The organism is Marinomonas sp. GJ51-14, from assembly GCF_055808695.1.
In genome coordinates this window covers 2,762,037-2,784,360 of the sequence record NZ_CM147879.1, presented here as the reverse complement: position 1 = coordinate 2,784,360, position 22,324 = coordinate 2,762,037, and the positions used below count along the sequence as shown (strand labels likewise).

Sequence of the window (22,324 nt, the reverse complement as noted above, 5' to 3'; positions counted from 1 at the left end):
AATAAAAAATATCAAAGAATGGCCCTATCGCCATTCTTTTTTAAATCTATTTTTTTCAATATGCTAAGATCCTTCTTTTTTCTAACTTGAGCTGAACCAATGACCGCAATGACAACTTTTAATGATACTTTCTACCGCCTACCAAGTAATGAACGTTACGACCAAGTTGTTGCAGCTATCAAAAAAGGCCAATCTATATGGGCTCTGGCCGATGCAGAAGGTTGCTTAATCATCAACCTAGGCAGTGACAAAGTATTGCCTGTTTGGCCATCAGAAGACCTTGCCACTGACTGGGGGAAAAAAGACTACGAAGGATTCAATGCATTAGAAATTAGCGCTATTGACTGGCTAGAAAAATGGCTTCCAGGAATGCAAAAAGATGACTTCATGGTGGGTATCGCACCCAATTTAGCAGGAGAATGCATTGTTTCTTCAGCGCAAGAACATGCTGCAGATCTTCTGGCAAAATAAAAACACCAAAACACTCTATTTACTTGCTGCTAGAATACGAATTTTATGGATACAAACGCAATATCAACCCTCACAGAACACGTTATCCTTAAACTAGATCTGCAGCCACAAGGTGCTCTACGTCTGTTTCATGGTCGTGGTAAATGCTTCCCTGGTTTAGAGCACATCACAGTTGATTGGCTAGAAGGACAAGTACTGGTCTCTCTGTTTAAAGAACCTTCTTCAGATGAATTAGATACTTTAAATAAAGAAATCATCAGTTGGACAACGAAAAGTGAATGGACGACCAGCGCGGCTCAGTCTTTATTATTACAACACAGAAGCCGTGACAGAAGCCCAACTGAATGTTTATGGGGAAATTACCAAGAACATCAGATCGTTTCTGAAGAAGGACTACTGTTTCAACTGGATTTAGGAAAAAACCAAAATTCAGGTCTTTTTCTAGACATGCGATATGGACGTCGTTGGATAAAAGAGAATAGCCAAGACAAACGTGTACTGAATCTATTCGCTTACACTTGTGGATTTTCAGTTGCTGCCATTTCAGGTGGAGCCGATTTCGTTGTCAATTTAGACATGGCAAAAGCGGTACTTAGCCGTGGTCGAGAAAACCACAGACTAAACAAACACGACCTCACTAATGTAAAATTTTTTGCCCATGATATTTTTAAATCTTGGGGGAAAATCAAAAAATACGGGGAATATGATCTTATCATCATAGATCCACCCACTTTCCAGCGCGGCAGTTTTGCACTAACAAAAGACTATCAAAAAATATTACGCCGCCTGCCTGAATTGCTTAGTGAGAATGGTCAGGTACTCGCTTGCGTTAATGATCCAACACTACCCGCGCAATTTCTTATTGACGGAATGACGGAAGAAGCTCCTACTTTGGCTTATCAATATCGCCTTGATAACCCACCAGAATTTGAAGATATCGATGTTGAAAGTGGTTTAAAAGCACTCATTTTCAAGAAAATACCGTTAACCGAAAATCCCTAGTTCAAAGACTAAAAACGACCACTGATTTAATTAATAAGGAAAGCATCATGTCTAAAACGACAGTCACCTTTGAATATGAAAAAGAAACAAAAAATAGCGTACGCTACCAAGAAGTACCAGAAGAAGGCAAAGCGCCGATTATGGGAACACTGTATGTTCAAAAGTGGTTTGCAGGGAATTCAAAATCACTTGAAATCACCATAGAAAAAAAGATTAACTAAAGAATCAAAAGCAGCAAAAGATAAATATTCTCTTGCTGCTTTTTGGCTACTTCACTTTCAACATAGCTCGCTTGATAGGAAAAGTAGTACCAACAATCGTGCCTAGAACAATACACACCAAAGCGACAATCAAACCGGTTGTGATCTGTTCTCTAAATAAAGGGACAGCTAAAACACTGGCAGATAAAGGAACCAGTGCCATTAAAGCCCCCATTTTAGTTGCGCCTAAAATATGAACCGCTTTACCATAACAAACAAACTGTACTGCGATGGCCATGACGGCTTGATAGAAAGCCTGTAAGCCAATCATGCCGTAAGAAACATCTTCAAATACCGTTGGAAGTAGCGTTAAGTAGTAAGGTGTAAACACCAAAGTTGTAATGGTGATAACGCCTAATGTTGCGTGCCAAGGTGCGAATTTCCAACGTCTTAGTAGAACTGTAAAAATCCCCCAAAAGAAACAAGCGACCACAAAACTGATATCTCCTAATAAATATGATACATCAGAAAAAATTGTTTCAAGCAGCAAAACAAGAATACCCAAACTGCTAATTCCAATCCCCATCCAAGCAAATCGAGAATGTCTTTCTCCTGCTAGAAAATACGCTAAAACCGCAATCATGATTGGCATCAAACCGGGTAATAACAAAGCACCATGCGTCGCAGGAGCATATTGGAATCCATGAAAGACAGACAATGAGTATGCTAATCCTCCTACACTTCCTAAAACCATCATTCGCCATTTAAAAACAACTTTTCGGTTTATCCAAATAGAGGGCGAAAAAAGTAAAAATGCAGTACCAAACCTTACCATCATCATGTCTGATAAAGACAAAGAAGCCAGTGCGCCAGCACGTGAAATCAAAATAAACCCAGTCCAAATAAGAACTGCAACTAACGCATAAGCATAGCCATACGTCATTTTATTACTATCTTGCTGTATCTGATCATTCATGTTTACTGAGCCTTAATACCAAAGCATTAACAAGTGATATATATCTAATAGATCGACAATATCAGCATATAAAACTATAAATAAATATTATAAATCAAAAATCTACTGAAAAATTAAAAACATACAGAATATTAGTCTTCTCAAAATTTAGAAATAGATCCCGTTTATTTTTCATGCTAGATTCGCACCGTCACAGTGCATTTCAGTATTTAGTTTTTCCGAAATTGAGGTAAAACATACTTAAACTAAAGGCGCTCGTGACGTATAGAAAAACTTAGCTATTAATATAAAAACTAATAAAGCTCATCGAGCTAATTTATTCGAGGACTATCTATGCAAGCATTCATTGATTTCTTAAACGGGATCATTTGGAGCCCTGCTCTAATTTATCTATGCCTAGGAGCAGGCCTATTCTATTCCATCTTGACTCGTTTTGCTCAAGTACGCCATTTCAAAGAAATGTGTTCTTTGCTGTTTAACTCAAATGAGTCTGAAAAAGGAATTTCATCTTTTCAAGCACTCGCTGTTTCTCTGTCTGGTCGTGTGGGCGTTGGTAATATCGCAGGTGTTGCTGCAGCTATTGGTTTTGGTGGTCCTGGTGCCATTTTCTGGATGTGGGTTGTCGCTTTCCTTGGTGCAAGTACTGCTTATGCAGAATCAACTTTAGGACAACTTTACAAAGTAAACGATAACGGACAGTATCGTGGTGGTCCAGCCTATTACTTTGAACGCTGTCTCGGTTCCCGCTGGTTAGGTGTCGTATTTGCTCTAGCATCTATTTTGGCCTGTGGTGTTTTCCTTCCAGGGATACAGGCAAATGCAGTTGGTAATGCGGTTGTACAAATTTTCGGTGAAGGTACTGTTGTTTCTAGTTCATTTGGCGAAGTCAGCTCAACTAAGCTTGTTGCATTAGCTATCATCTTGGTCGTTCTTGCCTTCATCATTTTTGGTGGTATCAAACGCATCGCCAACTTTACCCAAATTGTTGTGCCTTTCATGGCACTCAGCTATATTGTTATGGCTTTGATCGTTGTTTTCCTAAATATGGACAAAGTCCCAGGAATCTTTGGTTTAATCTTTTCTGACGCTTTCACAGCACAAGCAGGCTTCGGCGCAGCCATCGGCTGGGGTGTTAAAAGAGGTGTTTATTCCAATGAAGCAGGACAAGGTACTGGACCCCATGCAGCAGCTGCGGCAGAAGTGCAACACCCTGCACAGCAAGGTTTAGTACAAGCATTTTCTGTTTATGTTGATACCTTGTTCATTTGTACTGCAACAGCTCTGATGATCTTAATTACTCAACAATATAACGTACAAGGTTCATTGGCTGACGGTCAATTCATTGTTCAAAATGTTGATCCGTCAACTATCATTTCTTCACCAGCATTTACGCAAATGGCATTGGCAAGTGTCTTCGGAAGTTCAGGCCCAATCTTTGTTGGTGTTGCGCTTTTCTTCTTTGCCTTCACAACTATTTTAGCTTATTACTACATTGCTGAAACCAACGTGGCCTACTTGCGTAAAGCATTGAAGGTAAATATTTCATTGACCATCGTAAAACTGCTTATCATGTTTATGGTCGCTTATGGCACAGTAAATACTGCTGGCTATATCTGGAATCTAGGTGATGTCGGAGTCGGTCTTATGGCATGGTTGAACATCCTTGGCATTCTCGCTATCTTCTTTATGGCGAAACCAACGATGAAAGCTTTAAAAGATTACGAAGATCAAAAAGCATCAGGTGTAACAGATTACACCTTTAATCCCAAGGCCCTAGGTATTAAAGGCGCAGAGTTCTGGGAAAAACGCTATGAGGAACAACAAGCTAATAAATCAGAAGCTAAATAGTTTTTTGTTCTACCGACTTTTAAGTCTTTTAAAGAAAACCTACATCAAATAAAAAGGAGGGGCAGTTCATGAGAACGGGTTGCCCCTTTTTATTTAACCAGTTTTCCTATTATGTCTCTCAGCAACACCTCTATTTAGCAGTCCCCAAATATCCATCTTATTCATGACGACGATCAGAAGATAACATCGTTCGAATTTGTCCTATTCTCACTAACACAAACTTTTAGACACAATCAGACTTGAACATTAGTCTTACAAAAAACCTAAAGCACTATCAAATAAGTTCAGTTTATAACTTTAAAAAGTCTTAAGTTTTTCAATATAAGCACGTCATACCTCATAGAATCTCTCTTCTTATAAAAAGATTACCTTAAGCCATCTAAACATAAAAAAAGTGGTCAAAAAAGATCTAAAAACAGACGATTTATTTGTATTACTTAAATACAAATTAGGCATTTATTCTTAACAATCTTAATTTTTAATATTAAAAAACAAGAAAATAAAACATAAAACACTGAAAAATAACAATAAAATATACCTTAAGATAATTTAGAACAACAATATGGAATCTTGCATTACTATTATTGTATGATATATTAAATTTACTCTTTATTTGAGTGAAAACGCACCATAAAAGAGCAAAAAAGAAATTTTATCGTTACTGTATAACAAAAATAAATAACAGAGGAATTCTGAATGAAAGCTATCAAACTTGCTTCAATCTTCGCGCTAACAACTGTTGCCGCAGCGGTATCCCCAACCTCTTTCGCCTTCGATATAGTGAAATCTGATGATCTTACTATTAATATGAATGGTGACATTGATCTTTTAATCAAAAACTCTTCAAAGAAAGACGGCTCAGATTCTGACCTTGAAATCGAAACTAATTTTGACGACATAGATTTCGATTTTAAATGGAAGATTGATGATTCGTTAACCTTTATCGCTGCGACTGATTGGACCACGGAGTCTGATGACGATAACGTTGTTTACAATGATCAATCTTGGGCTGGTTTTACATATAATAACTTTATGATGCGTGCGGGCTTTCAAGAAGATGCCATTGACCCATTAGGCATTGATACTTTTGAAATAGAAAGTATTGGTCGTGCTTCTGGTGAACAAGATGGTAGTGGTACTAAGTTCGCCGAATCCATCGTAGTAGGTTATGACCATGATGATTTTAAACTTCTTGCTTCTTATGCCATGGCTTCTGAAGGAAGCTCTTATACTGATGATGATAATGACGCCGTCTATAAAGCCGACAGTGAAGTCGTTGATCGTTTGGCTTTATATGCCAAAACGAAAGTTGGTGATTTCCAGATCGAAGCAGGTATTGGCCAAGAATCAGACATTGATGACACAGCAACGGTTAACTTCTGGCAAGCACAAGTTGAATACTTCACTGGACCTTTCACTCTTGCTGCCCTATATAGCTCAATGAGTGTCGACCAAACAGATTCTTCCGCTACAGACTATGATTCAACAGGTCTTGAGTTTAACGTAAACTATGAAGTTAACGACAAACTTGACGTATATGTAGGTTATGAAACCATTGATAATGGTGTATCAGGTACTGACAACTACGTAGGTATGGGTATTGGTGCTTCATATGCCTTTAGTAAATTGGTCAAGCTATACGTAGAAGCGGGAACAGAAGAAGGCTCTTATGTGTCAGGAAAAAGCACTGGAGCTAAACTTTCTGAGAAAGATTCTCAAGCAGTATCCATGCTTCTAAGTGTTGATTTCTAATCAGACATAATAAATAGAAAGGTATGGCTTATTTAGAAACAGATTCTTTCTAAGTTAACCCCTTTTCTTAAAATGAATATAAGCTAAATAAACTGCCTTTTTATTAAAACCAAAGACCAGCTCAATCGAGTTGGTCTTTTCTTATCAAATACTTGCCATTAAAGTATTTTCTGAAGTCCATCTTAGGGGAAGTGTAAATCTAGTCGATACTTATCTTATACATAATAACTAGTTTTCTTACTCTGTTATTTCAGGACGGGACAATCCCATAAAAAAGGCCAGCTATTGAAACAACTGGCCCTCTCTATTGATATTGTAACTAAACTAGATTTAACGAGATGCCATACCACTCGTTTTAAACGACTCTCGCAGGAAAGCACCAGTATCCGTATAATGTCTCAACAATATTTCTACAGCCAAATCAGCCTTGCGGTTTATCGTAGCATTAAAAATCTCATCATGTTCATGTCGAACATCACGAGAGTTATAATTCGAATTTTTCTCAGCCAAAAAGCGATAACGAATATTTTGATCGTATAAATTATTACAATAGCTTAATAAAATTGGCGACTGACAAGCCTCTAACAAGCACATATGAAACGATTTGTGCATAGGTTCCCAAACATCAAAGTCAACCATACTGGTTCTTGATAAACGATGGTGAAGCAAAACAAGTTTTTCTTCCCAAGCATCATCACCTAGCTCAATACTTTTACGTAAAGCTAGATCTTCTAAGTTACAACGTAGCATAAAGATTTCGTTAAAGTTCTCTGCACTCACTGCAGAAACACGAAATCCTTTCTGATCGATTCTGTCTACCAATTTATTGGATGTCAAAAGACTCAAAGCTTCACGAATAGGAGAAGCACCAGTATCGAAAAGTGGCTTTAATGTTTCTACTTTAAGCCTTTCACCAGGAGAGAACTCTCCTTTGATGATTTTTTGTCTTAACTCCTGATACACCCTATCAATGGCAGTTTTTGTCATTGATTTTGCGCCGTTTTGAATGATGTCTACATCCATAATTATCTCTAATTCTCAAAGTGATTCGGCCTTAGTGAAATCCATAAGATCCCACTCAGGCCGAAAGATTTTATTTACTGTCAGCTGGCCAAATACCCATCTCTTTATATGCTTTAATAGCGCCAGGATGGTATGGAACTACGTTCTTTTGGACCATATTTTCTGGGACATAACGGTTAAATGCACCGAAGGATTTAGCTAAAGCAGCTTTGTTCGATGCCATTGTTTTAACTAATTTATACACTACATCATCTGATACATCCGCACCAGTAATCAAGAAAAAGTCGACTTCTATCATATTGGTTGGATTTTCAACTACACCAGTTAAAGAAGGCGATGGTTTCATACTTACAATACGTGCAGACGGAAGGTTTTTCTCAACTTCTGCTCTTGCTAGCTCATTATCATTTAAACTAATGTAGCGCCACCCATCACTCATTGTCGCCATAGCTTTTTTACCTGCACCTACGTTCATTGGAACCAATGCTGCATCCACACGGTTCTCTTCCAAAGCAGATAAAGCCGTCACAAAGTTTGGCGTAGGTACCTTTCTTGTATCATCAATACTCACAAAACCTGAAGCCAAAGCCGCATTGGAATAAAAATGAAATGTTCGGCCCGAATTATACCCTGATGGAACACGTTTACCTTTTAAATCTTCAATAGTCTTAATATCAGAATTCGTTGGCACTGCAAAAGATGTCTGTGTTGGAATCACCGCACCGACTAAACGTAGGTTTTTGTTAGCTCGCCCTTCAAAGTTCTCCATACCTAAATAAGCAAATGTCGTTTCACCACCATTCGACAAACCAAACGCCAAACGACCTGCATTCAACATAGGAATATAAGTTGAAGAACCTGCATAAGGCGACACTCGATACTGGTCACCTGTTATTTCAACCATGGTTTTAGATAATGCAGCACCCATTGAATAAAACAACGATCCCTGCTGATTTGTACCTATTCCATAGGTTTCCGCCATAGATAAGCCAGAGCATGTCATAGCCAAAGTAGTAGCGCAAATTGCTAATGTTTTTTTCATATCAATCACCTCATTTTATTTATTTTTATGAATTTAGTGTTTATGGGGTTTGCTTTTTCTCATATGCTAACCAGGATAGAAACATCACCCCTAATACGATCGCCATCAACGAAGGTAGATAACCAAGATCAATCAAGGATTGAGGAGCGATTGCCACTATTCCGATCAACACTAATAAGACTCGTGCAGATGTTTTCAACCGCTTGGCAAAATAACCAACCATAGCGACGGAGATAAAATGTACAGCGACGACTATAATTGCAAAGGTCAAAATAATGTCGATAACATCAGCATTCATCAACAAAGCAGGTGTGAAGATAAATAGCAAAGGCACGACATAAGCCAACCAACCTAGCTTCATGGCTTCCATACCAGTTTGCATCGGTTTGTCTTCTGTAATGGTCGCCGCAGCAAAAGCGGCAAGAGCAATTGGAGGCGTTATCATAGACATCATACCAAAGTATAAAATAAACATATGTGCAGCTAACGCAGGGATGCCAGCTTCAACCAATGCAGGGGCAACCAATGCCGCCAATAACACATACACACCTGTTGTTGGCATTCCCATACCCAATACCATGCATACGCACGCCGATATTAATAACAGGATAGTTAAACTATTTTCACCCAACTGCACCAAGGATAAGGTCAGAGCAAAGCCACCAGATGAAATGTTAAGTAAACCAATAACCAGGCCCGCACCCGCCACAATCATGATGAGTTCCATCACGGTATAACCTGTTTCAGGAAAAGACGACACAAGCGATTTAACTGATAATCTATGTCCCTGATAACTGCGCAAAGACCCCAAAACAATCACAGTAATAGAACCATACAAAGCGGCTAATTCTGCAGACGAGTTATGAGCAAACATAGCGTATAAAAGTACTACAAAAGGCAGTATAAAATGCCAACCTTCTACTAATACTTGCTTTACTGATTTCACTTCCACATCACTGGTCGTAATGTTGTCGCGCGCAGCAATTAAATCAACTTGAATAAATACAGAAATGTAGTACAACAAAGCAGGCAACAAAGAAGCGACAACCACTTCGCTGTAAGGAATTTCCAATGTTTGTGCCATTAAAAAGGCAGAAGCCCCCATAATAGGTGGCATCAATTGCCCACCAGTAGAAGCTATCGCTTCAACCGCACCAGCTTGAACCCCGGTGTATCCTGAACGCTTCATTAACGGAATCGTCATAACTCCCGTTGTAACCACATTAGACACAGCACTACCAGAAATAGAACCAAACATAGCGGAGCCAACAATGGAGGTTTTCGCGGCACTACCTCGTCGCTTGCCCATTGAAGCCATTGCTAAGTCAATGAAAAACTCGCCGCAACCTGTTTTTACTAGAAGTTTTCCGAAGAAAATAAAGACAATAACAATCGTTGCGACTACACTAATAGGTGTACCTAATAATGCATTAGGATCGAATGTCAGATACACAGCAATCTCAGTTAATGTATTTTCACTGCCAGTTAAAGGCGATGGAATGTATTGTCCAAACATGCCATATAGAAAAAAGACACCAACTACACTAAGTAAAATCCAGCCAGTTGTACGTCTAATGGTATCTGCAATAATTAAAAGAGAAAGATATGATAAAACTTGCATCTCAGTAGTGAGATAAGGAAAATCCATCTGAAACCGTTGATATTCCAGTCCAATCCAAGCAAAGGTGACAAAAGAAACCAATGCGAAAAAATATTGTAGAGGCTTATTGCCTTTTTTCTGTGTTAAGTATACCAAGGTACATCCAGTACCTAATAAAAGAGATAAGAACTGTGTTCTAGCTACTTCTATTTCGAGCAGCAAGGGCAGCTGTATCGCCCATATAATACTTAATATCGGAATGCAGGCAGCGATTATTTTGGTACATTTCTGCATATTACTGTCTCTCATATTATTGTTGTTTTTTTAACTCTAATGTTTTCTATTTTAAACAAGTTAATTGTGATGCAATGGCACTATTATCACAGTTAGTTACACCTAAACACGTGCCACTGCTCACATTAACCTACTTATGACACTGTAACCTTATTCATCTGCAACGGTATTAACCAAAATACCTAAGCCTTCAACTTCCACTTCACATACATCGCCCGGTTTCATAAATACAGGTGGTGTTCTAGCGTAACCAACACCAGCAGGCGTACCTGTAACAATCACATCGCCTGGCATTAATGTCATGCACTCACTCAAGGTTGCAATTAAGTAGTCGACTGGAAAAACAAGATCTCTTGTATTTGCATCCTGCATCACTCGACCATTTAGGCGAGTTTGTATCTGTACCGCTTTCATACCAAGAGGTAATTCATCACTAGTCACTAATTCTGGACCGAAAGCACCGGTACCATCAAATGTTTTACCAATTGTCCACTGAGAACTCTTACGCTGATAATCACGAATCGTTGCATCGTTAAAAATGGTATATCCTGCAATATAATCGAATGCATCTTCTTTCGTGATATGACGACCTTTTTTACTGATAACGACGGCAACTTCACCTTCATAATCTAATCGATCAGAACAGGTTGGTCTAATGATGTCTTGTTTGTGAGCAATTAATGATTCAGCACCACGGAAGAAAATTTCTGGATAAGTTGGCGTCTCTGCACCACCCTCTGCAGCATGAGCTGCGTAATTTCGACCAATACAAATGATTTTAGGTGGTCGAGCAATAAGAGGAGCAAACTCTATATCTTTATAGGCTTTTCGAGCAGATTGTGGTGCATCTTTGATTTGAGCTTCAATTTTGCTCATTAATTCAGGACCAGCTTGTAATACTTCCAATAGGTCCTGTGGGAGATCAGGTAAAGCAATACTCAAATCAATCACTTCGTCTTGGTTACGCAAGCCAATTTTGCTAACACCGTCTTGAACAAATGAAAGTATTCTCATATCTATTCCTCTATTATCGATTTTTTATATTATTATTTATAAATATAGAGTATTACAAACAAAATGCAAATAAAAACGTTTTTTTAATGCAATTGAATTAATATCGATTTTGCCGTATAAAATTCTTCATCATTTAAAAAGAACCGAGTTCGGAGAAAGACATGTCAGATTACTACGTAAAAAAATTATCAGTGGCCTTAAAGCTAGACGATGCATCTAAAATTCTTGACACGACACTAAAGGTGGGACAGGAAGCGGGAATGCTACCTTTAACCGTGGTTGTACTGGATGCCGGTGGTCACCTATTAGCCATGAAGCGTGAAGATGGCAGTGGTATAATGCGTGTTGATATCGCAACAGGTAAAGCATGGGGCGCACTCGGCATGGGAATTTCTAGTCGTACTATTCGAGACCGCCTAGCAGACCGCCCTTCTTTTCAAGCATCATTAGGCAGCGCTTCACAAGGCCGCTTTGTTCCTGTTCCTGGTGGCGTACTTATTTGTAATGCCAACCAAGAAGTCATTGGTGCTGTTGGAGTAAGTGGCGACGCATCAGACAAAGACGAATACTGTGCGATTACCGCTATCAATCTTTGCCAATTTACGTCTCATCCAGAAACGCCTTCTGAAAGCTGGTCCCAAGCAGGTCTTTAAACAGTTAGACGCTAACAACTAGGTTAGAATAACCAATCACCACCATAGCTTATAAAGCTGTGGTGGTAGCCTTTTTTAAATTATTCAGTCCCCATACTTTCCTACTATTAGCTTTATAGAAAGTGATTTATCCAACCATTCTTTAACTTAAAATAATCCAAATAAAACCAAATCTCCCCCTTTAAAATAATCGATATTTTGTTTTATTTTATAATTTTAGCGATATTATTTGATTTAAACATCTTAAACCGCTACTTTTAGTCTATTGCACTGATTCAAAAACCTTTGATCTCGATGCATTCTAGATAACAAAAATAAAAAGAGAGTATTGCCCTAGCTTCATTTATAAATTGAGTTTCCTATAAAATGGTGAGCCTCAATACAGTACCCAAAGCCTGAAAGGCAATTTGGCTATTGCTATGGTCAATACCTCTATCCAAAAATGTGGAGGGTAAAAATGTCACGCTGGACGAATATTATTGAAGATTTGCTGTCTCGGGTTACTGATATAGGCAACACAATACTCGTTAACTCTAATACCGATTCTGAAACACTGTCCTTGTCAGAAAAATGCAAGGCACTGCTTTCGAATGTGGGTGAAGCAACTGGACTAGCACGCTCCCGAGATATTTTAGAAGACTACAAAAAATTGGATAAAGTAGAGCAACTTGCCTTCTTCCAACAAATCTACGCAGACTGCGGAGTAAATGAAGATTTACTACGCAAAACCGTCAATGAATGGCTGAAACACCCAAACAAAGTTGAAGCAAGATACATTCATTCGATTTCAGAGCCACGCTCCCAAGAACTTATTCGACGACTAAACCTAGCTTATGGTGGTACGCCTGCATTAGTTAAAATGCGCGAAGATCTACTTGAGCACACTAAAACAGACCCAAGTCTTATTGCATTAGATAAGGATTTCCAGCATTTATTCACTTCTTGGTTCAATAACGGTTTCTTACGCTTAGAACGAATCAGCTGGTCAACACCCGCTTCAATTTTAGAAAAAATCATTGCTTATGAGGCGGTCCATGAAATCCAAGGTTGGAACGAATTAAGACTCAGAGTTGCGGCTCATGATCGTCGTTTATATGCATTCTTCCACCCATCACTATCTGATGAGCCACTGATCTTCGTAGAAGTTGCCTTAACCGATGACATGCCAAATAATATTTCTAGCATTTTATCTGGTGAGCGAGAAACCCTCGATCCTCACTTAGCCAGTACGGCTGTTTTTTATTCTATCTCAAATTGTCAAACTGGTTTACGAGGGATTTCTTTTGGTAATTTCCTTATAAAACAAGTGGTTGAAGAACTAAAACGAGAACTCCCTAACTTAAAACGTTTTGTTACCATGTCACCGGTTCCGGGATTACGTCGTTGGATAGACTCAAAACCAAACCTAGAACCAAATATGCAGAAACTCGTAAACGAGTTAATACCAATGAATAGCAAGCCTAATGATGCCTTCATTGAAGAGAGTCAGGGTGTTCTGTACAAACTCGCAGCTCATTATCTACTTGAAGCAAAGCATAAAAAAGGCGGTCCATTCGATCCAGTTTCTAAATTTCATTTAGGTAATGGTGCAAGGCTTGAGCAAATCAATTTATGGGCAGATGAATCGAAACGAGGATTCTCTGGATCTTGGGGCATCATGGTGAATTATGAATATGACCTCAACAGCATCGAAATAAACCATGAACATTTCTTACGTGAAGGCACCATCAGCACTTCACCAACCGTTAAGCGTTTATACACAAACTCATAGTGGAGAAGAACATTGTATCAATCTAATTATTTAGCTAACCAACTTAGCAATGCCTCTGAAAACAATAAACAAAGTTTATTTGCTATTTTACCTGATCATTCAGAAATCACTTATGCGCGCTTATTTGAAAACGCAGAAAAAGTCGCAGCAGCTTTAGTAGAAGCAGGGTTAAAACCAGGTGATCGTGTTGCAGCTCAAGTCGAAAAATCCATTACAACCATTCAGCTTTATTTAGGTTGCGTGATTGCAGGTGGTGTATTTCTACCGCTCAATACAGATTACACACCATCAGAAGTTAAATATTTTCTAGTGGATGCTAGCCCAGCCATTTTCATCTGCGATACAACAAAAGAAACGTCATTAAGAGAAGTTGCAAATAAAGCCAACGTAGGCTGCGTTCTCACCTTATCAACAGATGGCAAGCAAGGTTCCTTTGTAGAATCAATTTCTCGTCAACAAGCAGGCTTCAAAGCCATTGCACGAGCTGCGGATGACCTAGCTGCCATTTTATATACTTCTGGCACAACCGGCCGCTCTAAAGGTGCGATGTTAACTCACAAAGCCTTGGCGTCAAACGCGCAAACCTTGGCGAAAGTCTGGCATTTCACATCCAACGATCGACTGATTCATGCTTTACCGATTTTCCACACTCATGGGCTTTTCGTTGCCATAAACGTCACCTTGAGCGCGGGCTCCTCCATGTACCTTCTACCAAAGTTTGATGCTGAGAAAATTCTAGACCTGTTCTCTGATTCTACTGTTTTGATGGGCGTACCAACTTTTTATGTACGTCTTCTCAAAAACGAGCAATTGAATCAGGACAAGGTTAGCAATATGCGCCTATTTATTTCTGGTTCTGCACCACTACTGAGCGAGACTCACGCCCAATGGCAAGATAAAACGGGACATGCGATTTTAGAACGTTACGGCATGACAGAAACCAACATGAACACATCAAACCCTTATGTAGGTGAACGTCGTCCAGGAACCGTTGGCAGACCACTTCCTGATGTTGAAGTGAAAATCACTGATCCAGATACTGGTGAAACCTTACCGGTTGATGGCATTGGTCACATCCAAGTTCGTGGTCCAAATGTGTTTTCTGGTTACTGGAAAATGCCAGAAAAAACCGCGGAAGAATTAAGCGCTGATGGTTGGTTTTTAACAGGAGACATTGGCGTATTAGATGCTAGCGGTTATTTATCTATTGTAGGCCGATCCAAAGACTTAATTATTTCTGGTGGTTACAACGTTTATCCGAAGGAGGTTGAGTTAGTCATTGATGAAGTATCTAATGTCGTTGAATCCGCTGTAATTGGTGTACCTCATCCAGACTTTGGTGAAGCGGTTGTTGCTGTCGTAATAACTAAAGGCGAAGTAGCGGAAGACGCTATTAAAAACGCAACTAAACAGCAGTTAGCAGGTTACAAACAACCTAAAAAAATCATCTTCTTAGATGAACTGCCAAGAAACACTATGGGGAAAGTACAAAAGCTGGCTCTAAGGGAGCGCTTCAATGATCTTTACCCTAAAAAATAATTGAGCTACGCAAGTAATTGAACCCAAAAACACACATCCTAAGGATGTAAAAACAAATTAGAATGTGTGTTTTTCTCCTCATTTGTCTCTTTTAAGCCATATACAAAGCCTATAAGTAAATTAGCTTAAAGTTCTTTGAGTATGGTTCCCCTCCTACCTACACTTCCGAGAAGGATTAGCGTTGGTCCGTTGATTCTATAAAAATATAATTTACTTTGTATAAAGAGGGTTAATAATGTCATCTGAGCGCTTACTAACGACATGCTTATTCAAGCAAGTAATATCTAATTTACATCACCGTTCCTTACTCCTTTTCACAATAGCTCTCTTAACTGCCTGTAGCTCGACGAATAATCAAAATGACGCGCACACTCATGACGGCACATCTCATAGTCACAGCCATCAAGCCCCAACTCAGACCACATCAACTAACACACAAATCAATCTATCTCTATTCAACCGAAGTGCTATGGTAGAAGACCCTGAAGTAGTTTCTTGTACATTAGAAAATGGAGACAAAGCAAAATGTGCCAAACTCGTTGTAAAATACTTACCTGATAACATATCGATGGGCCCTTTTTGCCCAGATACACTAAGTGACGAAGGTGGTATTTGGAAATGGGACGGGGATGAAGAAGGCCTTTACCGTGTTGATGAAGCCTTTTTACATATGCTAGATGCGCAGGGTTATAGTTTTTATGATGAAGATGGAAAAGTCCACATCACTGACAACGCTACGACGCCACCTGAATATGATCACTCTTGTATTAATGTCGTTGCCGACAAAGAAGTCACTATGACCCTACTTATTCCAACAGAACCGGTTATGGCCGATGAAGTCAGTAATCTAGGCGTCGTTAGTAAAGTAGGTGTTTCTGTTTCTGGCGTGCCGATTTTTTCCGATGCGCCCAGCGTATTACAAACAGGACACATGCCAGTACTTGATACCTGTGCAGGTCATGTTGATCCAGGTGGTTGGTACCACTACCATGGAACAGCAAGTGATATAGACACGGTTTATGATCATGAAGATGTAACAGCCGACTGTGATTTACCTCAAAATTCATCCGCCCTATTTGGCTATGCTTTTGATGGTTTTGGTATTTACGGTAGTACAGATGAGAATGGAAAAACACCAACCGACCTCGATGCTTGTCATGGTCATGTAGGCTATGTTCCAGGAAAGTCAAAAGAGCTTTATCATTACCATGCCTCAAAAAACTTTCCAAATTTGCCAGAATGTTTAGTCGGTGTTGTAGCTAAAAATAATTTTTCTACTACATCAGAAGCAGGTATTGGTGCAGCACAATCGGGTCGAAATGGACCACCAGCTGGCGGTCCTCAAGGTCAATCTAAAGTCGGTCAACAGCAAGATATGCAGGGTCAAAACGGTACACCGCCTGGATTTGATCAAGCAGCAGAAAAACTAGGTATATCAACAGAAGCCCTTCTAAATGCGATGCAAGATGCCGGTGGACCAAGAGCCGATCTTGCAAGTGTAGCTCAAACGTTAGGAATTACTGAAGCTGAATTAAAAGCTGCATTACCTGAGCCACCAAATAGATAATTTTCGAATCTCAACCCAAAACACCCACTTTCAACTTCATGAAAGCGGGTGTTTTTTAAAATAACAAAAATAGCAGCTTCATTGACGACATAGTTCAAACTCTCATAAACGCCTTATTGAAGACATAGGCTCTATCCTCCAAACTGTCTTAAATATTTTATACATTCCCAACAAGAATACGACGGGTATCAACATGGTTTTAAAAATAAACAAGGCCATAAGATTCAAAAAGTTATCCATCGCCAAATTTAGAGAATCAACAAAACCAACAATCTTATTTTTCGCGACATAAGCTAAGTTATTGAAACCATTTTTTATATTTTGAAAAGTACTGATGTTATCATTGTCATACTCTTCTTTAAGGGATTCGTAATCACCTCGATAATTATCTAGTTCATTTCGAAGATCTTCTATATCACCCTCTATCATATATAATTCGTGGCGAAGCCCATTACGTTGTTGCTGCAATCGTTTCAGTTCATCGGAAGGGTTAATCAGATTATTGATCATAGAAGTATTTGCAGATTGCTTTTCAAGACGCTGCTCAACCTCATCTAAATTGGACTCAGTATTCAGTTTATCTTTCTTCAAAGTGTCTAAGTCGATAGAAAGACGCTCTATTTGCTCTTCCTTATGATCCATATCGAGCTTAATTTGCTGTCTAATTTCACTGGTCAAATCTAGGTTTTGATTTAACTGAGAAGAAGAAATAGGAAAGGTATTCAGTGTGTTGTTTTCTTTTTCAATGGATTCATTCAAAAACGCACTGTCGACAAAGCTCGTCGCAATCGCCACCAGCGCAATGGAAAACTTGCATGCCAAGGCAAACACAAACACCTTGTAAGTCAGCACTCGACGTTCTTTGAAAATGTATTTTGTGGCAATAAAGGCCAGCCCAGCAAGCGTGAGGAAAATCTTGAAATGAATCGTTTGCAGTATTTCGACAATAAGCTTTTGAATCAACAAAGAGGAAATGGAATATTTCATAATAGTAGAAAAATCTTCTACCAAATCATTCAAAGGATCAAGCAACTCACCGATCTGAATAGAACCGACAAACGGTGCTTGCAGTGTAATAGTCGACAACACGGAAACCGTCGCATTAAATGCCTTTGCAATCCCAAATGACACCAAAGACGTCGCGATAGAGGAATTAATATATTCCTCTGCATATTGATCAATAAAACCAAACCAACAAATCAGAATCAAAAACATGACCGCTAACATATCTCGATTGCACTTCACGAAATTCATCATCTTCATTGCCTTTAAGAATGGGGACTGCCATTAAACACAGTACCACTGATCAGTGTTTATTTTAAACTTTCGTAATCTATAGCAAAGATTTATTCCATGTTCCTGTACAGCCAACATAAAAAATAACTTATTGTATCGCTTGCTAATGCACAACAACCTCCCATTAATGTTAAAAAATTGTTTTAAAAAGGGAATAGTTACGTTCTCCACGACTATGAAGTCTTCCAATGGCTGCTCTTTTCAGCCTTTTCAGTTCACACCCAAAAATGCTTCGGGATCATTCAATATGATTTTTTGATGATGCGGAATAACTTCTCTCAAAGTTAACCGTTAAAGAATCAGAATCCAGTACCAAACCATCCATACTTTTTCTTAATACGGCTTCCGATACATTATCTGACTGCATAATTTCTAAAGGTGCTGAAAGTGCATATAGGTGAAAAGTATAACTCTTTTCTCCAGGGCCTTTTGAGCAAGGTGGCGTATATTCATTTCTGTTATTGACGACATTATTGCCAAGAGTACCAACGGATTCACCTGCCCCTACTCCAGAAATTTGTGCTGGAATATTATACATCCCCCAATACCAGCGCAGCCCTTCGGGTGCTCTTGGTTTAGGCGTTGCTGTGGTTTGTGGTGGCGAGGATGGATTTTCTGTATGACGAGCCACGTCTGGTTTTGGTTTATGGCTCGGTATATGATCCATAATCACAACCAAAGATTCAGTTCCTTCTGGAATACCACGCCAGCTTAATGGTGGAGAGATTCTTTCTCCGTCACCGGTAAACCGAACCGGTAATGAATCACCGTCAACAAATGCAGAGCTCATGAGTGTAAGAGGTTCGTGATCGTCATGAGCGTTTGCAACGGCGGACACCAGCAATGTTGAAGTTATGGCAATAGCAGCAATAGAGGAGGTTAGTTTCATATTAACGTCCTCCCTGCTTAGCTTCGTATTTTTCGACGGTGTGATTACCCTCTTCGTCAACAAAGTCAAATTGGTATTGTCCGTCTTCATTCCAGCTGTAATTAACCTGATACTGCTTGCCATTCTGTGTATAGGTCAATGAATAGCTGTTTTCCTCTATGTTCTTTAGCTCAGTAATTTCAGCCCCTTTCAATGGACCATAATCACCATGTCGTACAGGATGAGATCTTGGTTGCGGCATGATCTGATCTTCAGGTGCATTGGCAAATGAATCCACTTGAACGACACCTCTTAACCCAGCAATCAAGTACGGCGGATAATCAACCGCATGATATTCGTAAGAACCATCTTCATTAAATCGCCCTAAATACTCGTCGAGTGGCTCTTCTGTTTGTCCATACAAAGGAAAACCATCCAGTGCGTAAGCGATAGGATTACCTTCACCAACGATTTTTTCTAAATGCTCAGGCGCTAAGTGATAATGGTAGTCATCAGCCTTACCGCTATGACCGCCCCATTCATCTAATTCACCAACATCTGCCGCGTATTCTCCACGATTGTTGTACGCATTAAAAATAGGTACGCCATTTATCGCAATGGCAATAGCGCCTCGGTGAAAGTGTTCTTTGGTTAACAATGGAGTCTCAGCCAAAACGGGCTTTAGCGGGATTTGCCAACTGTTGCTGCCAGTATAATCTTGAGGCAATGGAACTTGTTGCTGCCAACTGGTGATGCCTTCCATCATGTTATGTTCTGGCATACCGTTAGATTCAATATTCAGATAAGTAGAATCTTCGCTGGTTTTAACATTCGAGAAATGAGAAAAATGCGAATGCATCTCCTCGTGCGAATGCTGACTTTCATCCAACACATCAGTGCCATGAGCTTGTAGCTCAGCGGAGATAAAACTGGTCATAAAGAGTAAAAAAACAGCGCCGTTTTTTAGAATTGAAGGTTTCATATAGTCTCTCTCAAGATACAGATTTCGAATAATGGATCGGTATGAATTCACCTTACCAATTCGTCGTCTTAGATGAATGACAATCTTGTCATTTAACGAGAGAGTTTGATTTTATGAGGCAGAAGAGAGTCTAGTAGGAAGCCATAGTCGTACAGAAAACACTGTTTCCTCACTCTGCTCAAGAATAAGATCACCACCATGAGCTCTAGCGATTTCTCTCGCTAATCCTAGACCTAAACCACTACCAGAAATGCCCTGCGTATGCTCTGGCTCACCACGGTAAAAACGCTCGAATAGTTGCTGTCGGACTGAATTTGAAATGGGCTGACAATCATTTCGAATCAACACATCAATAGAAGAGTCATTTTGGCTGCCTTGAACTGTGACACCTTTTTCATGAAGGCTATAACGCATCACGTTCACAAGTAAATTATTCAACAACTGCTTTAACAAGGTGAGATCACCGTTGACTATCAAACCTTGTTCGATTGAACAATTTGGCACTAGATCCTCTGACAATAACGCCATATCAGCGGTCAATTCGTCCAATAGCTCGGTCATATCAATGGGTTCAAGATGAAGCGCCATGGAACCCGCATCGGCTTGTGATAGAAGCAATAATTTACGGGTAATTGCCGACAAGTGTCCGACCTCATCAAGAATCGCATTAAGATCCAGTGACGAGGAATTTTCAGCAACAACGGCTTGCTCAAGCTTTCCTGTTAATACGGTAAGCGGTGTTTTCAATTCATGGGCAGCATCCGCGGTGAATCGAGACGTTTGTTGAAAACTGCTTTCGAGTCGATTCAACATGGTGTTGTAGGCATCAATCAGCACTTTGAATTCTTTGTCTTCTTTATCCTCAGATAAACGGTGGCGAAGATCTTTTTGAGTCACCGTGTTCATGGATTTATGTAAGCGATTGATTGGTTTAATCGTGTTAGTCGCGATAAACCAAGCACCAAGTGCACTCAATAATAAAGAAAACGGAATAATGAAAACCAGCGCTGACCATAAGGTGCTTTTTAATTCCGTGGTTGTGGCTGCAACATCCACGGCAATAAAGCTTTCATAGTTAGGAGCTTGAAAAGAACTAATGCGCCATTGTTTTTGTTCATAGTCAAAAGAAGAAAACTGACAAATAGGATGAGATCGGTTTTTACCCGTTATTTCTGATGGGTCTTCTCTCGTCCAATTTAAGGTGGATATGATCGATTGTAAGTCTGTTTTTTCTGACTTAATCGGATCACTTTTTCCATTCGATTTTACAAATAGCATTAATTGGCTGGGAGAATTAATGCGCAACTTATCAACCAAATCATCAATAAGCTTGCCATCTAAAAACTTGCTATCTAAAAACTGACTATCTAAAAGACCGGAGTCCTTTCTAGCAGCTATTTGTTCTAACGGTCTTGGCGTTGGGACGATACGCTTGGCTTCCATACATAATCGCGAATCAAGGTGATCTAATTCTAAGGTCATAATACGTGACCAGCTCAAACTAATGACAACAGCAAGAACAGTGCTCACCGTTAGAATCGATATAGCAAAAATACGAGTACGAAAATACATTCTATAATCTCAGCGTAGGTTCAGCCGATAACCCGTACCGCGAACAGATTCGATAGCCCCAATCATTTCCCCTGCCTTTTCCAATGATGCAATTTTATGGCGAATACGTTTAATGCAAACATCAACAACATTGGTGCAAGGGTCGAAATCATACCCCCAAACATGTTCTAACAATTGTCCACGGGTGAGGGTTTGGTTTGGAGAACGCATCAAATACTCTAACAAGCTGAACTCCCGACTGGTTAATTCGACCGTTTGTCCATGACACTGAAGGCTTCGGTTGATGCAATCGAGTTGCAGAGATCCTGCCTCGATCTTATGTTGTGGTGTGCCGCCATGTCGTCTTAGCAATGCGTAAATGCGAGCCGTCAATTCTTCTACATAAAAAGGTTTGGCTAGGTAATCATCCGCACCCATTTCTAAGCCCTGAACACGATCACCAAGCTCATTACGAGCCGTAAGAAGAATAATAGGTGTTTCAATATCGGCTTGACGAAGTGAACGAAGCACATCCAAACCATCTCGGCCCGGAAGCATGATATCGAGAATAATAACGTCGAAGGTGTTTTTAATTGCTGCGTCGTAGCCTTGATGGCCATTAGTGCAGTGAATGACGCGAATGCTTTTTGCTTGTAGACCTTCACAGATAAAATCTGCGATTTTTTGTTCATCTTCAACAAGCAATATATTCATTCGATTTTATCCTCTAGCAACAAATGAAAGTATGTCACCTGAGTCATTGGATCTGCAACTAATATGACAAATTTGTCATATTAGAAAGGCTCATAAATTTGAGCCTTTCTCGTTGAGATTTTCGAATTAAAAAGACAAAACTTGAAATGGAAAAATATTAA

At 39.5% G+C, this 22,324-nt stretch carries 19 protein-coding genes; 9 read left to right on the top strand and 10 right to left on the bottom strand.

Translation table 11 applies throughout. The annotated features are described in order from the left end of the window. Positions 1–99 precede the first annotated feature (99 nt). The 3 genes from AC0L3Y_RS13255 to AC0L3Y_RS13245 are packed head-to-tail and all read left to right on the top strand — an operon-like array spanning position 100 to position 1,694. The gene (locus tag AC0L3Y_RS13255) at positions 100–471 is read left to right on the top strand and encodes a DUF2750 domain-containing protein (protein ID WP_473464370.1); all 372 of its coding nucleotides are present in this window, start codon (positions 100–102) and stop codon (positions 469–471) included. A 45-nt stretch (positions 472–516) separates the two neighbouring features. Beyond that, a complete protein-coding gene (locus AC0L3Y_RS13250) occupies positions 517–1,473 on the top strand; it encodes a class I SAM-dependent methyltransferase (protein ID WP_473464367.1) in 957 nt (318 codons plus the stop codon). Between the two features lie 47 nt (positions 1,474–1,520). Then, complete coding sequence (locus AC0L3Y_RS13245) at positions 1,521–1,694, top strand: hypothetical protein (protein ID WP_473464364.1); 174 nt, start codon at positions 1,521–1,523, stop codon at positions 1,692–1,694. Positions 1,695–1,740: 46 nt separating this feature from the next. Here AC0L3Y_RS13245 and AC0L3Y_RS13240 read toward each other — a convergent pair whose 3' ends face one another. Further along, positions 1,741–2,649, bottom strand: coding sequence for a DMT family transporter (locus AC0L3Y_RS13240; RefSeq protein WP_473464361.1), 909 nt, complete (start codon positions 2,647–2,649; stop codon positions 1,741–1,743). 333 nt (positions 2,650–2,982) lie between these two features. Here AC0L3Y_RS13240 and AC0L3Y_RS13235 point away from each other — a divergent pair, with 333 nt between their 5' ends. Together AC0L3Y_RS13235 and AC0L3Y_RS13230 are read left to right on the top strand one after the other, a co-directional pair. After that, entirely contained in the window at positions 2,983–4,497 is a 1,515-nt protein-coding gene (locus AC0L3Y_RS13235; protein WP_473464358.1) for an alanine/glycine:cation symporter family protein, read from the top strand. A 696-nt stretch (positions 4,498–5,193) separates the two neighbouring features. Continuing rightward, positions 5,194–6,249 (top strand): porin, encoded by a 1,056-nt coding sequence (locus AC0L3Y_RS13230; protein WP_473464355.1) that lies wholly within the window; start codon positions 5,194–5,196, stop codon positions 6,247–6,249. Positions 6,250–6,579: 330 nt separating this feature from the next. On the opposite strand, the gene AC0L3Y_RS13225 is transcribed toward AC0L3Y_RS13230, so the two are convergent. The 4 genes from AC0L3Y_RS13225 to AC0L3Y_RS13210 all read right to left on the bottom strand — a co-directional run bounded on the left by AC0L3Y_RS13225 (position 6,580) and on the right by AC0L3Y_RS13210 (position 11,222). Then, positions 6,580–7,272: a GntR family transcriptional regulator gene (locus AC0L3Y_RS13225; protein WP_473464351.1), complete on the bottom strand. Its 693-nt coding sequence runs from the start codon at positions 7,270–7,272 to the stop codon at positions 6,580–6,582. A gap of 70 nt (positions 7,273–7,342) precedes the next feature. After that, positions 7,343–8,314: a TAXI family TRAP transporter solute-binding subunit gene (locus AC0L3Y_RS13220; protein ID WP_473464348.1), complete on the bottom strand. Its 972-nt coding sequence runs from the start codon at positions 8,312–8,314 to the stop codon at positions 7,343–7,345. A gap of 40 nt (positions 8,315–8,354) precedes the next feature. Beyond that, complete coding sequence (locus tag AC0L3Y_RS13215) at positions 8,355–10,208, bottom strand: TRAP transporter permease (RefSeq protein ID WP_473464345.1); 1,854 nt, start codon at positions 10,206–10,208, stop codon at positions 8,355–8,357. Positions 10,209–10,358: 150 nt separating this feature from the next. After that, on the bottom strand, positions 10,359–11,222 hold the full coding sequence (locus tag AC0L3Y_RS13210; protein WP_473464339.1) for a fumarylacetoacetate hydrolase family protein: 864 nt from the start codon (positions 11,220–11,222) through the stop codon (positions 10,359–10,361). A 161-nt stretch (positions 11,223–11,383) separates the two neighbouring features. Between AC0L3Y_RS13210 and AC0L3Y_RS13205 the strand changes: the two genes are divergently transcribed. The 4 genes from AC0L3Y_RS13205 (at position 11,384) to AC0L3Y_RS13190 (ending at position 16,752) form a co-directional block, all read left to right on the top strand. Continuing rightward, positions 11,384–11,875, top strand: a complete 492-nt coding sequence (locus tag AC0L3Y_RS13205) for a GlcG/HbpS family heme-binding protein (RefSeq protein WP_473464335.1) — start codon at positions 11,384–11,386, stop codon at positions 11,873–11,875. A gap of 457 nt (positions 11,876–12,332) precedes the next feature. Continuing rightward, a complete protein-coding gene (locus AC0L3Y_RS13200; RefSeq protein ID WP_473464331.1) occupies positions 12,333–13,646 on the top strand; it encodes a malonyl-CoA decarboxylase in 1,314 nt (437 codons plus the stop codon). 12 nt (positions 13,647–13,658) lie between these two features. After that, on the top strand, positions 13,659–15,185 hold the full coding sequence (locus AC0L3Y_RS13195; protein WP_473464327.1) for a malonate--CoA ligase: 1,527 nt from the start codon (positions 13,659–13,661) through the stop codon (positions 15,183–15,185). Positions 15,186–15,420: 235 nt separating this feature from the next. After that, entirely contained in the window at positions 15,421–16,752 is a 1,332-nt protein-coding gene (locus AC0L3Y_RS13190) for a YHYH protein (RefSeq protein WP_473464324.1), read from the top strand. A gap of 102 nt (positions 16,753–16,854) precedes the next feature. Here the strand turns inward: AC0L3Y_RS13190 and AC0L3Y_RS13185 are convergent, their stop codons facing one another. The 5 genes from AC0L3Y_RS13185 to AC0L3Y_RS13165 form a co-directional block, all read right to left on the bottom strand. Next, positions 16,855–18,009 (bottom strand): hypothetical protein, encoded by a 1,155-nt coding sequence (locus AC0L3Y_RS13185; protein ID WP_473464321.1) that lies wholly within the window; start codon positions 18,007–18,009, stop codon positions 16,855–16,857. A gap of 277 nt (positions 18,010–18,286) precedes the next feature. Beyond that, the gene (locus AC0L3Y_RS13180; protein WP_473464317.1) at positions 18,287–18,937 is read right to left on the bottom strand and encodes a YbhB/YbcL family Raf kinase inhibitor-like protein; all 651 of its coding nucleotides are present in this window, start codon (positions 18,935–18,937) and stop codon (positions 18,287–18,289) included. 1 nt (position 18,938) lies between these two features. Then, complete coding sequence (locus AC0L3Y_RS13175; RefSeq protein ID WP_473464313.1) at positions 18,939–19,898, bottom strand: YHYH protein; 960 nt, start codon at positions 19,896–19,898, stop codon at positions 18,939–18,941. 111 nt (positions 19,899–20,009) lie between these two features. After that, on the bottom strand, positions 20,010–21,470 hold the full coding sequence (locus tag AC0L3Y_RS13170) for an ATP-binding protein (protein ID WP_473464309.1): 1,461 nt from the start codon (positions 21,468–21,470) through the stop codon (positions 20,010–20,012). Positions 21,471–21,479: 9 nt separating this feature from the next. Continuing rightward, a complete protein-coding gene (locus AC0L3Y_RS13165; RefSeq protein ID WP_473464306.1) occupies positions 21,480–22,163 on the bottom strand; it encodes a response regulator transcription factor in 684 nt (227 codons plus the stop codon). Positions 22,164–22,324 lie beyond the last annotated feature (161 nt).

Coding starts and splice junctions, on each gene's coding strand:
- AC0L3Y_RS13210 (WP_473464339.1), bottom strand. CDS start 11,222: ATGAGAATACTTTCATTTGTTCAAGACGGTGTTAGCAAAATTGGCTTG.
- AC0L3Y_RS13190 (WP_473464324.1), top strand. CDS start 15,421: ATGTCATCTGAGCGCTTACTAACGACATGCTTATTCAAGCAAGTAATA.
- AC0L3Y_RS13205 (WP_473464335.1), top strand. CDS start 11,384: ATGTCAGATTACTACGTAAAAAAATTATCAGTGGCCTTAAAGCTAGAC.
- AC0L3Y_RS13235 (WP_473464358.1), top strand. CDS start 2,983: ATGCAAGCATTCATTGATTTCTTAAACGGGATCATTTGGAGCCCTGCT.
- AC0L3Y_RS13165 (WP_473464306.1), bottom strand. CDS start 22,163: ATGAATATATTGCTTGTTGAAGATGAACAAAAAATCGCAGATTTTATC.
- AC0L3Y_RS13240 (WP_473464361.1), bottom strand. CDS start 2,649: ATGAATGATCAGATACAGCAAGATAGTAATAAAATGACGTATGGCTAT.
- AC0L3Y_RS13220 (WP_473464348.1), bottom strand. CDS start 8,314: ATGAAAAAAACATTAGCAATTTGCGCTACTACTTTGGCTATGACATGC.
- AC0L3Y_RS13170 (WP_473464309.1), bottom strand. CDS start 21,470: ATGTATTTTCGTACTCGTATTTTTGCTATATCGATTCTAACGGTGAGC.
- AC0L3Y_RS13185 (WP_473464321.1), bottom strand. CDS start 18,009: ATGATGAATTTCGTGAAGTGCAATCGAGATATGTTAGCGGTCATGTTT.
- AC0L3Y_RS13255 (WP_473464370.1), top strand. CDS start 100: ATGACCGCAATGACAACTTTTAATGATACTTTCTACCGCCTACCAAGT.
- AC0L3Y_RS13200 (WP_473464331.1), top strand. CDS start 12,333: ATGTCACGCTGGACGAATATTATTGAAGATTTGCTGTCTCGGGTTACT.
- AC0L3Y_RS13225 (WP_473464351.1), bottom strand. CDS start 7,272: ATGGATGTAGACATCATTCAAAACGGCGCAAAATCAATGACAAAAACT.
- AC0L3Y_RS13230 (WP_473464355.1), top strand. CDS start 5,194: ATGAAAGCTATCAAACTTGCTTCAATCTTCGCGCTAACAACTGTTGCC.
- AC0L3Y_RS13180 (WP_473464317.1), bottom strand. CDS start 18,937: ATGAAACTAACCTCCTCTATTGCTGCTATTGCCATAACTTCAACATTG.
- AC0L3Y_RS13245 (WP_473464364.1), top strand. CDS start 1,521: ATGTCTAAAACGACAGTCACCTTTGAATATGAAAAAGAAACAAAAAAT.
- AC0L3Y_RS13175 (WP_473464313.1), bottom strand. CDS start 19,898: ATGAAACCTTCAATTCTAAAAAACGGCGCTGTTTTTTTACTCTTTATG.
- AC0L3Y_RS13250 (WP_473464367.1), top strand. CDS start 517: ATGGATACAAACGCAATATCAACCCTCACAGAACACGTTATCCTTAAA.
- AC0L3Y_RS13215 (WP_473464345.1), bottom strand. CDS start 10,208: ATGCAGAAATGTACCAAAATAATCGCTGCCTGCATTCCGATATTAAGT.